Source organism: Rhizobium sp. BK313, assembly GCF_014193655.1.
Classification (GTDB): Bacteria; Pseudomonadota; Alphaproteobacteria; order Rhizobiales; family Rhizobiaceae; genus Rhizobium.
In genome coordinates this window covers 880,576-895,267 of record NZ_JACHZQ010000001.1, presented here as the reverse complement: position 1 = coordinate 895,267, position 14,692 = coordinate 880,576, and the positions used below count along the sequence as shown (strand labels likewise).

The 14,692-nt window shown below is 54.6% G+C and carries 11 protein-coding genes and 1 pseudogene; 9 read left to right on the top strand and 3 right to left on the bottom strand.

Annotation, left to right across the window (positions count from 1 at the left end; all coding sequences use genetic code 11):
* Nucleotides 1-181 precede the first annotated feature (181 nt).
* Complete coding sequence (locus FHT86_RS04225; RefSeq protein WP_166656743.1) at nt 182-319, top strand: hypothetical protein; 138 nt, start codon at nt 182-184, stop codon at nt 317-319.
* 218 nt (nt 320-537) lie between these two features.
* Here the strand turns inward: FHT86_RS04225 and FHT86_RS04220 are convergent, their stop codons facing one another.
* Complete coding sequence (locus tag FHT86_RS04220; RefSeq protein ID WP_133705671.1) at nt 538-1,362, bottom strand: methyltransferase; 825 nt, start codon at nt 1,360-1,362, stop codon at nt 538-540.
* A 1,678-nt stretch (nt 1,363-3,040) separates the two neighbouring features.
* Between FHT86_RS04220 and FHT86_RS38745 the strand changes: the two are divergent.
* The 7 genes and pseudogenes from FHT86_RS38745 (at nt 3,041) to FHT86_RS04185 (ending at nt 11,119) form a co-directional block, all read left to right on the top strand.
* Nucleotides 3,041-3,547, top strand: a pseudogene (locus tag FHT86_RS38745) (NUDIX hydrolase).
* 998 nt (nt 3,548-4,545) lie between these two features.
* Nucleotides 4,546-5,235 carry a hypothetical protein gene (locus tag FHT86_RS04210; protein WP_133705670.1) on the top strand — a complete coding sequence of 230 codons (690 nt, stop codon included), beginning with the start codon at nt 4,546-4,548 and terminating at the stop codon, nt 5,233-5,235.
* A 68-nt stretch (nt 5,236-5,303) separates the two neighbouring features.
* A complete protein-coding gene (locus FHT86_RS04205) occupies nt 5,304-5,825 on the top strand; it encodes a GNAT family N-acetyltransferase (RefSeq protein WP_133705669.1) in 522 nt (173 codons plus the stop codon).
* A 1,131-nt stretch (nt 5,826-6,956) separates the two neighbouring features.
* Nucleotides 6,957-7,166, top strand: coding sequence for a hypothetical protein (locus FHT86_RS04200; RefSeq protein WP_133705668.1), 210 nt, complete (start codon nt 6,957-6,959; stop codon nt 7,164-7,166).
* A 264-nt stretch (nt 7,167-7,430) separates the two neighbouring features.
* Nucleotides 7,431-9,110: an adenylate/guanylate cyclase domain-containing protein gene (locus tag FHT86_RS04195; protein WP_246779376.1), complete on the top strand. Its 1,680-nt coding sequence runs from the start codon at nt 7,431-7,433 to the stop codon at nt 9,108-9,110.
* Nucleotides 9,111-9,522: 412 nt separating this feature from the next.
* A complete protein-coding gene (locus FHT86_RS04190) occupies nt 9,523-10,326 on the top strand; it encodes a hypothetical protein (protein WP_133705666.1) in 804 nt (267 codons plus the stop codon).
* Between the two features lie 229 nt (nt 10,327-10,555).
* Nucleotides 10,556-11,119 carry a GNAT family N-acetyltransferase gene (locus FHT86_RS04185; RefSeq protein WP_133705665.1) on the top strand — a complete coding sequence of 188 codons (564 nt, stop codon included), beginning with the start codon at nt 10,556-10,558 and terminating at the stop codon, nt 11,117-11,119.
* Nucleotides 11,120-11,578: 459 nt separating this feature from the next.
* Here the strand turns inward: FHT86_RS04185 and FHT86_RS04180 are convergent, their stop codons facing one another.
* Together FHT86_RS04180 and FHT86_RS04175 are read right to left on the bottom strand one after the other, a co-directional pair.
* Nucleotides 11,579-12,748: a low temperature requirement protein A gene (locus FHT86_RS04180; RefSeq protein ID WP_133705664.1), complete on the bottom strand. Its 1,170-nt coding sequence runs from the start codon at nt 12,746-12,748 to the stop codon at nt 11,579-11,581.
* Between the two features lie 332 nt (nt 12,749-13,080).
* Nucleotides 13,081-13,575: a helix-turn-helix domain-containing protein gene (locus FHT86_RS04175; RefSeq protein WP_312862255.1), complete on the bottom strand. Its 495-nt coding sequence runs from the start codon at nt 13,573-13,575 to the stop codon at nt 13,081-13,083.
* An 11-nt stretch (nt 13,576-13,586) separates the two neighbouring features.
* Between FHT86_RS04175 and FHT86_RS04170 the strand changes: the two genes are divergently transcribed.
* On the top strand, nt 13,587-14,492 hold the full coding sequence (locus tag FHT86_RS04170) for an NAD(P)H-binding protein (RefSeq protein WP_133705663.1): 906 nt from the start codon (nt 13,587-13,589) through the stop codon (nt 14,490-14,492).
* Nucleotides 14,493-14,692: the final 200 nt, after the last annotated feature.

The following is a 14,692-nucleotide window of genomic DNA, read 5'->3' as shown; positions in this document are numbered from 1 at the left end:
GGTCGATCTTCAGGCCTTCGTCGCGGGCGTAGGTATTTCGGAAGTAGGCCCAGAGATGTAGATGATATACTCCGGGTGAAGCGTGCGAAGCGCGTCGGTCCAACCTTGGCCCACCAAAACATTAGGAGACCGCACCCACCTCAGGTAACCGTAGCCACCGCAGTGCGCGCAGGGGGCCAATATGGCAGGAATGGAATATGCTGTCGGCGCAGCGGGCGTGGCGATGGTGTGCCTTATGCTCGAGATGCTGGCCGTGCTGGGCGTTGGTGGCCTGTGGTACGGCAAGGCGGGTACGGCAAGGCCGGCTGGTGGCCCCTGATCTACATGGCCATCCTCGTGGGGATTATCATCAAAATCACGATCTAATTAGTTGTAGCCATCTGAAACACGTGGAAGAGTAGCCGTCCCGAATCAAATACTCCGTGTGACCATGGAGGCATTGGTCGATCATTGGGTTGGGGCGTTGGCGACGGGCGCCGTCGTCCCGGTCACGGGCGGGGAAATCATGATCTGACTCGAGCGAGAGCTCTGCCATTGCTAGCGGAGTGATGCCTCCAGAATGAAGACAGGAGAGGCTGTTCCGATGACGCTAGTGAGGTCGAACCCTGCACTGTTTAGCAATTCGCGAAACTCGGCCTCGGTTCGCTCGCGGGCACTGCCGAACATGGCCATCATCTGCATGTCGACTAAATATTCCGTCGGTGATCCGTAGCAGGGATCGGGATTGATGAGCCCTTCGATAACGAGCAACCGGGCGTCCCTCTGCATGGCTGCCCGGCAAGACCGCAGAATTCGCGACGCGTCGTCATCCGGCCAGTCATGCAGCACGCGAATGAGCAAGTAGATATCGGCATCAGCCGGCACACCATCAAAAAAATTGCCATCGTGGGTAGTGATGCGGCCCCCGGCGAGCGCGTCGCGCGGTATGGCCGCAACGACGTCTGTCCTATCGAAGACAATGCCGCGCGTCGCCGGATAGAGGGCCAGGATTCGACGGAGCGTCTCGCCATTGCCGCCTCCGATATCGGCAATCAGCCGAGCCTTCGAGAAATCATAGGTCTCTGCGACGACACTGTGGCGCTTGTCCGGAAAGTTCGCCATGAACGCATCGAAGATGCGGGCTTCGTCGGGAATGCGGCGCAGGTAGTCGAAACGGCCCGTCCCCCACGCTACTTCGTGCGGGACCTTGCCGTGAAAAGCGGCGTCTAAATCCTCCCAGGCGCGCCAAGAACCGGTGACTGTCCAAGAACGCGCCCCGTAGTGCATGCTGTTCGGGACATCGGTCCGCAACAGGAGAGATCGTGATGTGTGGGTGATCGCGCCTTCTCTGTCGATGCGGAAGATTCCGAAAGCAGCGAGCATGCGTATCGCCCGCAGCAGCGGCTCCGGAAGGACGCCGCTGGCTGCCGCAAGCTCGCGACATTGGAGACGGCTTCCGGCAATATCCTGTCGGCGATCCCCAAGTCGGCAATGAGCCGGATCACTCGCGATATTTGGAAACCTCGAATGAAGAGGTCCAGCGCCAAACGATTGTCGTCAAACTCCGCCATTGGAGTTGCGCCTTTAGCGTTTAGGGAACGCGTTGATGCGACATCATAACTCACAATAAGGCAAATCCGGCCAAAACTCCATGGCGAGTGCGCTGGCTTGGCAGCGTCGAAACTCTCTGAAGTTTTTGGCGCTCGTCAGTAGAAACTGAAACGAGGAGAATTCGCCAGCTTCGCGTCTCGAAGAAATCCGGCCGCGGGGTCGTCGTATTACCTGACGTCGTCGTCGACATCATCTGCGGGTCTCAGGTCGCTGATCTAAACGAGGTTGTCCTTTAAGCTCATTGCTCGATCACCATGAGAGGCTGAGGCAAGCTGCGAACGCCGCCGCGCATCGGTTCAGGCTCTCACCACAACTCAGGTTGGGGCATTCAGTTTGCGGAGGGTGATCGAATAACGAAGCTGGTCGACCGGGGGGATGGAATGCTCCCAGAGGGTTTTCGCGGAGGGATTGGGCCCAACTTGTCGTCGCCATTCAAGCGGTGGATGCGCATGTCGGCCACCACGTTGAGAGCATCGGAGTCTATCAGGCTGGGGACATCATCTTTGGCAAACACTATGCCGCCGCGATGGAGCACGATCGCGAGGGGGCCACAGTCGCTGACATCCGCCGCCTAAATCTTCTAGAAGACGACCTCGGAGAGTTACCTAACATCGTTACCGCCGATAGCGAACTGGAGATCGAAAGGCAAACCGGTTGAACATGATCTCCATGCTTCGCTGGGAGTTAAGCTCCGGTTTGAGTATCGAAACCTGACTTTCTGAAAGATGTCGCGGAGAGCGCTGCGACCCATGGGCATCCTGTTTTGATCAAGTGGGGATGGGGAGAGATGGGCGGTGGATTTGGGAGCGCAAGTATCGAAATCGACTTGGTCTATGATGAGACGGACAGATTACATTGCCGCCATTAACTTGGTCCGCCGCGTTTCGAAGCAGACTGTTCGATCAACCGCCGCGCGAACCCGGAAAGGACTATAACCAGGGCGGCGGCCAGTTTCCGCCGAACGATTACACCTCAGAGCCCAGCGTCGACAAAATGGGTGATCATTTCTATCCCGTTTCGCAAACGTTCGGCTAATCGCACTGGCAAAACGGGCTGCTGGAGAATGTCAGTTGTGATCAGGTAGCATCTTTGTCAGACGGACCTGAATTCGATATGGTTGTATATTTCTAATATGCGTGGCAACGTAGTTGTCCCCACGGTGCAGCTGTAACCGGGGGCGCATTGGTCGACCGTTAGTGGGGGCGTAGGTCGGCCAATGTGGATCAGCCCTTCCCCAAGGCAAAGCCCGACATGCGCTCCAGAGCTTGTTGGCTTGCTCTTAGGGGAATTTATTTAGTGGCAATTGCCCTAACAGATTACCGGATCTTTCGGGCTGTACATGAAACAATCGGACAGCCACCTGGCCGGTGGCTAAAGCATCGGAAGACTAGATTACAACGAGTACTTGCCGTAACGCTTTCATCTGGTTTCACAGCCGGTAGGTAAATCGATGACACAAGCCACGCGAACGATGATCGTTATGGACGCGGGAGAATCCTGGTTCCAGCTCCGTGCCGGTGCTTTGATCCGGTCTAACGGGGACGTTCTCATCCATCGCCCTGTCGGTGACCCATTCTGGGTCCTGCCCGGTGGGCGCGTGTAGTTTCACGAGGCGGGAGCCGAAACACTCGCACGCGAAATCGAAGAGGAGATCGGCTGCTCGGATATGATCGGTCACTTGCGTTTCGTTATCGAGAACTTTTTCGAATTGGTGGGACGAAAGCTTCACGAGGTTGGCTTCTACTATGAAGCCGAGTTGGCCAAACCCCTGCCCTTCCACGAGACCGACATTGTGCACCGCGTCCGGGACGGAAGCGCCGACCTGGAATTTCGCTGGGCATTCCCCCGCAAGGCTGTCCTGGATCAATTCGACCTGATGCCTCTGCCACTGCGTGCCCTGATCGAGACTATGCCATCGGGCGTCCAGCACGTGGTGCGGCGCAACGCTGTCTCATGATGGGCTCGGGGTGCCCGACGCTGCGTTAGTCGGCGCCACACAAGCGCCTCGCGTTCTCGATCCTTCGTGCAGCTTTTGGCGTCTACTTGACATAGCATTTTAACAGTACGTAGTCGTATGGTTGTCCAGTTGCCTCGCGAGGAATGAATTGAAAACCAATATTGTGATAGCTGCGACAACCGTTTTCCTCGTTGGCTGCGAAACACAGAGCAGCCACAAGCCCTTGCAAAGTTATCCAGAGTGGGTTGCGTATCAAGATTGTCTCTATGCTAGAGCGCAGGCATATGCGCCTCAGCAGGGATCACCACTAGAGTTGGGCACGATCGCCGCATCCGCATGTGAGAGCACCCGCTTGCTCGGCCTGCAAGCAATAAGCAAGAACGAGAGCAGATACTTCGTAAAGGGGGTCGCAGATGGCTCCAGTCAATCCGGCCCGAAATTGGCCGCTGAAATGATTGTCAAGATACGAAGCAGCAAGTAACCGCTAGATATCGTCTTCAGCTGGTTCGAACGTGCGCAAGGATCGCCGACGGAGTATTGAGAATGCCCAGAAGTGGATACTGAAGGTTTTCGCTCAATGGAACGCCCTGCCAATTTCAACATCGAGTTGTTCGTTGTTCGAGTGGGCGAGTGGGTGGGCATATGTTGGTGGATTTCGACGATTCGTTTGCCGTTCATAAGGCATGCTCGACCCAGCTCGCTTTTGAATTCTAGGCATGACCGTGATTGCGGTCGAGGACGCCGTCCGGGTCGAACTAAAGGCGATGCAGGCGAGTAGACTACAAACATACATAGGCGACTGTTCCCTTGCCGATGGGGTCATGCATACAGTCTCGAACCTCGATTCAACTGCAGTTGTTGTCGATTGGCTTGGCTGGCGACGCATCGCCCAAAGTCAAAGCTATCAAACAAAATCGGAGAACTTGCACTTCTCGCCGAAAATTACTTAGGATTGCCGCATCGTCATTGCGAATGAGCGACCAACTGCCGGGACAGAAATGGACGAGTTTGAGCGGGCGAAGTACCGACGCACTGTCATTGTAAGTACGATCGTTTGGACTCTTCCGTTTTTGTTTCCAGCCACTTGGCTCGCACTTCGCGAACTTCCGCCTGAAGTCGCCTGCTCTTTCCAAAATGTTTGGCTGCTGCGGATGCTGTGGCCGTGGAATGCAATCACCTATGAGGAGCTGAAATTTCTGCACTTCTCCGACGTGGACAAATGCATGATCCTGGCGGGACGGTCGATATTTTCCGCTTATGCCGCTGCGCTGACCGGACTACTGATTTGTATGGGCTGGCGACATCAGCCACCTTACAAGGGTAACCAACTGGTACCGGCCACGTTCGGTCTCATGTTCGCGATAGGCTATTGCGCATTGTTCAGCAAGTTTGACGACCAGTACCATGGTCGCCACGCCGAATTGGTTTACAAAACCTCCAATGGGGCAGCTTTGCTTGCGACAAAGACGTTGCCCCATATTCTCATTGCATATTCGGCAATTTTGTTTTGGCTGATGAGCCTTCAGGACTTTTTTAGAGCAAAGATTGCTGAAATCAAGACCCACGAGTCAGGACATTCTTTAAACGAGATCAACGAGATATTAGGCGGAGACCGGATTGGTAACGTCAAACCCCCGGTGCATCGTGATCAAGTGAACGGCGAGGACATCGAGAAACCCCGCGTCTGACCCAACCACCAACATGCGACAAGTTGACGGCGAGAACTTTTCTGGCCGGAGCGATCGAGAGGGCGAGAATGATAAACATTGAAATCTCGTCGACCCGAACTGTCGCCAGACCCTTTACACCGGAAGACGCCGCCGAGGTTTTCTCCTGCATATCGCGCGAGATAACCCGGTTCATGGCCTGGGAACCTCCGGCATCAGAGGCCGACTTCGCTGAAGTTTGGCAAACGTGGCTTCCCGCCATTGAGCACCGATCCGATCTTCATCTGGTCGCCCGCGACAAAAGTGACGGCCGATGTCTCGGTATTGTCGGCTTACACGCTCTGCAATCTGGTACTCCGGAGCTTGGGATATGGCTTCGATATGATGCCCATGGAATGGGGATCGGCCGCGAGCTGATCGGTGCGGTCGCGGCTTGGGCAAGCGAAGACGCTGCCATTGAATATTTCGAATACCCGGTTGCAGAGGATAACATCGCCAGCAGAAGGATTGCTGAGGCATATGGCGGCCATATTGCGGAGCGACGGATCAATCCAAAATATCGCTCGGTCGTCTATCGCATTCCGCCCATCTCCTCCTCAAAGCGGATTTAACTTGGCCGATCGATAGATGCGCGTTGACGCTTCGAAGCGCTGGTTCAACCGGTGAAAATGTGCCGTCGGCGGCTATATTCCGAAGCGGGCATCTTCTGCTGGGAGGCAGCCACGTCCGGGAGAAAGGAGCAAGATCGTTCCAGTACCGTCCCTGTCCGAGGGTATCGCCTTCGCGCGAAATGGGGACGGCAATCTCGCGTCCTTCAACGAGCCAATCGCCAAGTCACCGTCATAGCCGAAGCCGTTGTCATCGCATTCTTTGTGACCGTCGCACTGCAGCCTTGCCGACGTAACTCAAATCGGTTTGCTTGCAAGTGGCAGATTATTTCTTGGATTCAAATCTTTTTGATGATGTCAGCTCATTGCCGCAGGTCTTCAGTAAAGCAATTTTCAATATATTCGCCACATCGTCACCTGCGTTGCCGATCAATAAATATACAGCTCAGTTTTTCACCTAAAAAACGACCCAACAGCAAGTACGACAATCCCACAATTTAAAATTTTCTAATTAATACTTTACAGACAATGCACCCCTTTCAATCGCCACGAAATGAGCACGATAACGCATGTCGTTCCGCATCACTCTCCTTTGCTTGGTGTGTGTGGATGGCACTACTGTGCGCGTTCACAGTTCCCTGGGTCGATGGCCTTCAGTGGAACTCCTACACCGTCACGATGGCGGCGCTGTGGATATCTGGCCCTGCCGTCGCCCTGACCTTGTCGGTCATCTTGTTTTTATTCAGGCGTCCGCCATCTCAATTTGTAACGCGCATCATCGCCGCACACTTCGGAGTTTGCCTGCTTATCAGCCTGAGTGTTCTGCTTGCGCCATGGGCTGCCCGTTTGGTCATGTCCGCTATGTTCGCTGCAATGCTCGATTGACCCATTCTGGTTCTCAGGGATGAGAGAACAGTTGATCGAAGTGTTGTTGGTCTGATCGCGACGATCCTACTGTTGATCGTCGGCCCTTTGGCAGCGGTATTTCTGGGTTCATCGCTCAATGCGAAGATCGTAGAGTGGCGGGCACTCGCTATCGCTCGGACAAATCCATATTGCTTATTGGTCCCTTGGAAGGACGACGCAATTTGGTACAGGCAGGTCGAGCAGTGGGCAGATCTAAAGAGCTTGACGATGCAGACGCCCTACGGTGGGCTACATGGCGATCATCAATTCGGATTCCCCGCCGTGCTTCTGATCCAAGCGGAAGGAAAGAGTGAATTCTATAACTGGTCCTATGCGGCTCCGGACTTTTTGCCGCTTTCTGATTTTGAAGTCAGTGAATTTTCTTTTGTAGACGACAGCTGTAAGCCGAGCACTTATTTTTTCGCCACGCTTCAATAATCCGATTGATTGGAAGCCGCCTCTACGCCCGTCTGTTGATCAACTGCTTATATGATGTCGAATGCCCTGACCCGCGGGTGGTTCGTCAGGAAAGCGGCCAATGACGTGGAGATGGACGTGCGGGACGGTCTGGTTGGAATACCGACTGGCCGCCTAACGGTTCGCCCTGACCGAATCGGTGCTTCGACTGTGGGGATGTGATAGTGTCACGGTGCAGCCGTTGAGCAATGGTGGCGGATGACCCAGAGGCGATTACAGGCAATCATGGCTACCGACATTGTCGGATACTCGCGGCTGATGGAAGCCAACGAGGAACAAACGCTTGCCGCTCTCGCACGATTGCACGGCACCATACTAGCAACCGAAATCGGCTCGCACCAAGGACGGATCGTCAAGCTTATCGGCGATGGGGTTCTGTCGGTATTTGATACCGCGAGCGAGGCGGTGTCCTGTGCCATGAACATCCAGAAGCTTCTCGGGAGCGAAGCCGAACTTACGGTCTGCCAAGAACAAATCCGCTTGAGAATTGGTATCAATCTTGCGGAAGTCGCCTTGATTGAGGGTGACATTTTCGGCGAAGGGGTGAATGTGACCTCCCGTCTTGAGCGGGAAGCGAGTTCGGGCGGCATCTGCATCAGCGATGCCGCATATGCTCAGGTTAAAGGAACTGCGCATTCACTATTCAAGGACGGGGGAAATATTCGACTGAAGAATATCGCCAAACCGGTCCATGTTTGGCATTGGCCTCAGGCTCCCGTTCCGCGAGCCTCGGGGAGACCGGTCGTAGCGGTGTTGCCCTTCCGAAACCTAAGGGAAGCTGATGATCAGCCATTTGTTGCCGATGGTTTCACAGAAGACATCATAGGAGGTCTAGCCCGCTTTCGAAGTCTATCGGTGATCGCAGCCGCTTCGTCGTTCGCGGCCAAGGATTTGTCCGAAGATACTACCGAGGTCGCTCGGAAATTGGGCGCAACCTATCTCGTCACGGGCGATCTCAGGCTTGCTGGAGGTGTGATCAGGGTAACCGTCCGCTTGATCGAGGCGGCAAACGCTCGGCTCATCTGGTCGGAAAAATATGACCGCTGCGCCGGGGATATCTTCGACATTCAGGACGAAATCGTCAGAATGCTCGTCTCAAGTCTCGTGGGTCAAATTCACAACATCGATTACCAGGAGTCTTTTCGTAAGGCACCCGACAATCTCGCGGCCTACGAATTCTACCTGCGTGGCCTCGCGCATCTTCGAGGGTATGAATCCGATGACAATCTTAAGGCCTGCGAGATGTTCGAAGCTGCTGTCCATCGCGACAACGGGTTTGCTCTCGCCCACGCTTATCTCGCTCTGTCGCAAATCGCGGTGCACGGATACGCCAAGGCTTCGCCCGATGTGCTTCGCGATTGCACTTCCCTTGCGAGAAGGGCAGTTCTCCTTGATGAAGCAGAGTCGGGTTCACACCGCGTGCTCGGTCTCGCCCTTCTATATTTGAAGGACTTCGATGGTGCGGAAGGGGAGCTTCGACGGGCATGCGCACTCAATCCAAGCGACGCGAACGCCGCCGTCCAATTGGGCGGACTCCTGGCGCGGCGCAACCGCATTGAGGAGGGTGTTCGATGGATCGATGAGGGTTTGCGGCTCAATCCATTTCCGCCGCACTGGTATTATGCCGTGATAGGGAATGCGATGTATTTGAGGGGTGCCTATGAAGAGGCTTTGGCCGCACTTCGTCGGCTTCCCAATCCCGGCAAGTTTACTTGGGGACGGATAGTAGCTTGCCTCAATCGAGCGGGACGGTCGAAGGAGGCAGCCGACGAAGCACGACTTCTTCTTGCCGCCCATCCTGATTTCACTATTAATGAATTCTTACGGGATGGCGTTGTGGTCGAGACTGAGGGCCAGCGTCTGCAGTTCCGAGAGGGTTTCGACCAACTTGACCTGCCCAACTAGCTGAGTATCCCTTCACACACGCGGCATTTCAAGTGAACGGCGACCCGAAACCGGGCGTCGAATGGTTTAAGTATTTTTCGCTAATCGGTCGAGAGTTAATTGTACCCAGTCTTTGCGCATATCCTCCAAATGTTGTGAAGCACATCTAGGCAACGTTTGTAACGTGGCACAACCATTGTGTACTTATTTGCCTTTATAAAGCAATTTATTTATTATATTCTTATATATCTCATGTTCTTCTGAAGACTATTTCAATTATTGGACGAAAATTCGTCTGGTGCGTTTTGCAATTTCCTGAAAATTGTAAATTCAATCGAGTCGTCAGAGAGGGATTTTTCCAATCGACCGAACGCGCCATTGATCAATAGTACCATTCGACTACTTTATTTGCAGTAAACATAGGGGTGGTGCTATGTCCTTCACGCTTGCTGTTAAAGATGCTCTCGATTTCGTCAGCACAAGTCTTTACAGGCTTACGCGTTCGTCTTCTGCTGCGGTGTCGTTAAAAGAAATAGCACAGGTGACCGAGCGGGCTTGCGCTGACGAGGATGGGCTCGCTCTTTTTCGGTCTGGCGTAAACACTTCAGGTCAGTCAGCCGCAACCATCTTCGCTGCCAACTATCCACGGTCAGGTCGAACCGAGGACATATTGGGCAAGCTGGCGACCCAGGCCTTTGTCTGTCAATTCAAGATGTCATTCGATCCTGTCGCCAACGTTCATGCAATCGCATCGGATGTGATCCATACACTCACGGATGCCCGTCGACGTAAAAAGATGAGTGAGGGTCTCACCTCGGCGGTGGAGAAGGTCGAACATGACCTCGCCGAGCCGAATCTTGATCAAACCGATCTCATGTCATCGATCGACGAGGTTTTGGCACTCTGCAAACCGCTCCCGAAAGAGTTGAACGATCAATGGCAAGTCGCAAAGGACGCCTATCTGTTGCGGGCCATATTTGAGAAGCGACGCGAGATGCCAAGTCGACTGGCAGAGATCAAACCTAAGCGGAAACCAGTCCCGGCGTTGGTTGAACCCGGGACGGAAACAAGCCTCGGTGCCATGGCCGATCAACGGCTTCAGGGCGCACGGTTCCTGAATGCGGACAAATATGAGGTGATTGCCGGATCGGTAGATGGTCGGAAGGATACGCATCACGATCTCGAAGAAATGCTCAAAGAGGTTTTCGCCTCAAATGAAGAAACTCGGGAACCTTGAAGAGAACGCCTCATCATCTTGGCCTTCAGCTCAAAGACAACCGAGATCTGCCGAATGGTATCTGCTTTCCAGCGGGACGGCTTCCCTTGCGCGGAAATCGAAGGACATGGTGCAAGTGGGCTACCACTATGTAACGACAGCCGGGAAAAGTATGCGACGGGAAGGCTAATGTTGAAACTGTATATGCATGCGGCAAGACACTGATGAGGCGAATTAGGGCGTTGGCTAGATGTTAGTGATTCCACGGTCCTTGTTGAAAACAGTTCGCTTGCTTTTGCGGCCGACGTCCATTGCCGATCCAAAGCGGGCGTTCGAGATCAGGAGCGACTGGGAAGTGACGCGTATGCTGAGCAACGCCTTGTTCCCTCCCGACAGACGAAAGATTGAGGAATGGTTTTTTCAGCACGAAAGCGAATGGATCGCTGGCACGGCGTATCGTTTTGCCATCGAGCAAGCAGGACAAATGATCGGGATTGCCGACGTCGACGGCATTACCGAATACGACGGAAAACTGGGCTATTGGCTGGATTGGGCAAGCTGGGGTAACGGTTATGCATTCGAGGCCGCGCAAGAGTTGGTACGCTTTGTCTTCACTGATGTTGGCCTACCAACGCTTAAAGCCGGTCACGCGGCTGATAATCCTGCGTCGGGACGCGTGTTGACAAAATTGGGTTTCACCCAGATTGAAAGCACGAAACTTTTCTCACGTCCCCGAGGTGAGACCATCGTCCAGTGTCGCTATATGCTTGCTTCCAGAGACTACTTTGCCAGCTCCCATGGCGGGCCACGCTGAGTCCGACGCGCCTGGATAATCTTGGGTCAAGGTCCTCAAGAACTCCATCAAGAATCTCTTCTGGTAGCCTCAGGGGCTCCTCAGGACACCCCTACGTTCCTCGTCTCGGTGGTTCAGAAGATCAGCCGTATCGTCGGCCCCGTCCTTGTCTTCCAGCCATGCAACCTCAATATCGTGGAGCACGACCACATCTCCCGTGAACACGTCGATCACCGACCAAAATCCAAAGCCTGTTTTCTTGGGGCGAAACCTCCGGGTCTTCATGAGGTGACCTTAATGTGCTCCCGTAGCGTTTGCGATAGTCTTTTTGTCGCGGGAAAACTTCAGTGCAGAGTAAGGACTCCCCTACGAATCACGTCGTGGCGGTTCAGAAGATCAACCGTGTAGTCTGCCTCGTCGGCAGGAGAGGCGTTTCCTTGGTGACCGGGTTGCCTACCGCCGGGTTGGCCGCGCTCCCACTCAGAGAACAGCTCTTATGCGACGCAACGCCATATATTCCCACAAAGCCACCACAAAAAGGACGGCGGTTGCGAACATCTGGATGTGATAGTTGTCCGTTATGGGCAGCAGCAGCGCCACCATCACGAGCAAAACGAGCCCAACAATATGCGAGACAGGCATCTCGCGGGCAGCGACTAGTTTCACCCAGATATTCCCTATGAGAAAGAGCGCCGGACCGCCCAGTATCGCGAGAGCCTCCTTGGGCGTGCTTTCCTCGCTCGCATGCGAAAGGCTCAAGTCTTGGCCAACGGCCGCGATGATGATGCCTGCAACAATTGGCAGATGGCCGTATGTGAAAAGGTTGAGCGCGACACTCTCCGGTTCAGACGTCGCTTCCGCCTTGTCCGCTGCCTTTTCCTGGCCGTGATGAAAATAAATCCACCACATGAACCCTGTGCTGAGGAAAGCACTGCAGAAGACAGCAAACGTCAAATCGCCCCCCATGTGTTCGGCGGCATTGCGGCCGCTCGTCAGGATTGTCTCGCCGAGGCAGATTATCACGAACAGTGCACAGCGTTCGGCCATGTGCTCGCCTGAGACATCCAAAGTCTCACGCGCCGATTTTCCCATGCCGGGAACGTAATATCGAACGGCTGGTGATGCATACTCGATCAGAAGCGCAAGCGACCAGAGGGCCGTACGCACTTCCAGCGCTCCCGCTATCCAAAATACACTCGACACCAGCATCCACAGGGTAATGCGCAAGAAAGTCAAGAATGATGCCTGATTGACGCCGCGAAATGCATAGAGCGTGAAGACAGAGCGCCCGACTTGCATAGCGCTATAGACTACGGCAAAGACCGGACCTTGCGTTCCAAAGGCTTCGGGTATCGCAATGGCCAGCAGAATGCCGCCGAACATCAGGCCAAAAAGCAGCAGCCTGACAGGGTCTTTGTCAGTGTCTAAGAGGTTTGTGACCCATGTAGTGTTGATCCAGACCCACCAGATCGCAAAGATTAGGAGAAGCGATTCAATCGCGGCCGTCGAACTGAAATCGGATGCGAGCGCATGTGACAGCTGAATGAGCGCGAACACAAAAACCAGGTCGAAGAAAAGTTCGGGAAAGCTGGATTTGGTTTGATCTGCACCCTGCTTTCGAACCCAATTTCTGCTCCGGTCACTCGCCATGTAAAGCGCCGTTCCCGAGGATCACGTTGCGAAGGTCCGGGCCGCTTATGATGAAAATCAATTGCATCGAAGTCCCACTCGACTGACGATGGAAAAGTAGGGCGCGAGTTTGCTGTGACAATTGCTTGTTCAAAACACGACGCTGCTTGCCGATGAGAAGGCGCATCGCGGATCTATGCCACCGTCCGGTGAGGAAGGCACGGACAGCATGAACGCGCCCGGCCTTTATTCGCTCATCAGATGGTGGATCGCTCACGCTTCGGTTAGGGGGTTGAGGCCAGCACCTACCTTTGCCGGGTCAAGAACAGCAACGCACCGATCAATGATAGCAATCACGATTGCACCCCGTCATAGAGAAGCCGGGCGGCTTCGATTTCATGTTGACGAGCATCGGCCCATTTCGACAGCAGACCCAATGGTTCGAGAAGGCTCGTTCCCATCTGGGTCAGGCGATACTCAACGCTTGGTGGCTTTGTCGGAAATACGTGGCGCGTGATGAACCCGTCGCGCTCCAATTCACGCAATGACTCCGTCAGCATGCGCTTGGAAATGTTTCGGACGGCTCGTCGAAGTTCACCGAACCTTCTGGGCTTAACAGCAAGGGCTATGACCAACTGCATTGTCCATTTGTCGCCGATCTTGTCAAAAAGCCCACGGACCGCGCATTCGGTCGTGCGCCCTTCAGGCTCATGGCGTGCGAAGGATTCAACCAGCTCGTGAACTCCTCCCTCTAAAGGTCCCCTTTTCGTTACCTGGTCTGACAAAAGTGCCTCCTTACGCGCCGTTTCGCTGCTCTTTATATGGGTGTGGTCTTCAATCGAAACCACAGAGGCAACCTATGTCTATTCACGAAAACCCTAGACTGCTCGTGACCGGAGCCAACGGTAATCTCGGACGCGCGACAGTGAAAAACCTTCTTCTAGCAGGGGCAACAAATGTCGTGGCAGGTTCGCGGAATACGGATCTCATCTCTGACCTCGCCAGTGCGGGCGCGAATACAACGACCTTGGATTTTCATAATCCTGGTTCGCTTTCCGCTTCTTTTAGGGGTATCGACCGCGCCCTCATCATTTCGCTGGATGCAAGGCAAGGCTCTCCGGAGGAACGGGTGCGCAGCCAGTTATCGGCCGTAGAAGCGGCAGCTGCTGCCAAGGTTAGGCGCATTGTTTACACCTCGATGCACAAGCCAGAACCCGGCGCACTCCTTGCGGTTGCTGCAACGCACTACCAGACTGAGCAGGCGATCGAGCAGTCGGGAATTCCGTTCTCGATCCTCCGTGTGAACAGCTATGCCGACAACGTCTTCTATTGGCTGCCTCCAGTCCTTGCCTCAGGGCGCTGGGTTACGGCAGCGGGCAACGGTCGCACCGCGTACATTGATCGCCTCGATGTTGCGCGGGTAGCCGCCGCTGCACTCACCGGCGCCGATGAACTCGGCTGCTTGAATATTAGCGGACCAGAAGCGCTCTCAGCAAGCGATCTTGTCTCCTTAGTGAAGGAGGTGTTCGATATGTCAGTCGACTTGATCCACGTCACTGACGAGGAGCGAGAGAGCGGATTGATCGCCGCAGGCGTCCCGAGCCCCATCGCTAAAAACCTGGCCGCTTTGGACGCGACGATACGCGATGGTGCGTTCGACACCGCCAATGACACCGTCCTGCGGCTAACAGGCACCCCACCTCGCACGTTCGCTGAGTTTCTGAGAGCAAACCGCGGAGCACTGCTGAATGCTGCGAAGCGGTAACAATTAGACTGCGCCTGGGCTACCGGACACAGTTACTCCGCCCTTGTCTGTTCTTCGGCGTGGTAGTGATAATCGACTGCACCCTATCGCGGCGGCGTGCCCAAGGCTTCCCATGAAGGTGATCAGATCGAAATGGTCACAACGGCCTTTGTTAGGGCCACGGTATGAGGCGGATGCTTCTAAAGGTTCGCCTCATCTCT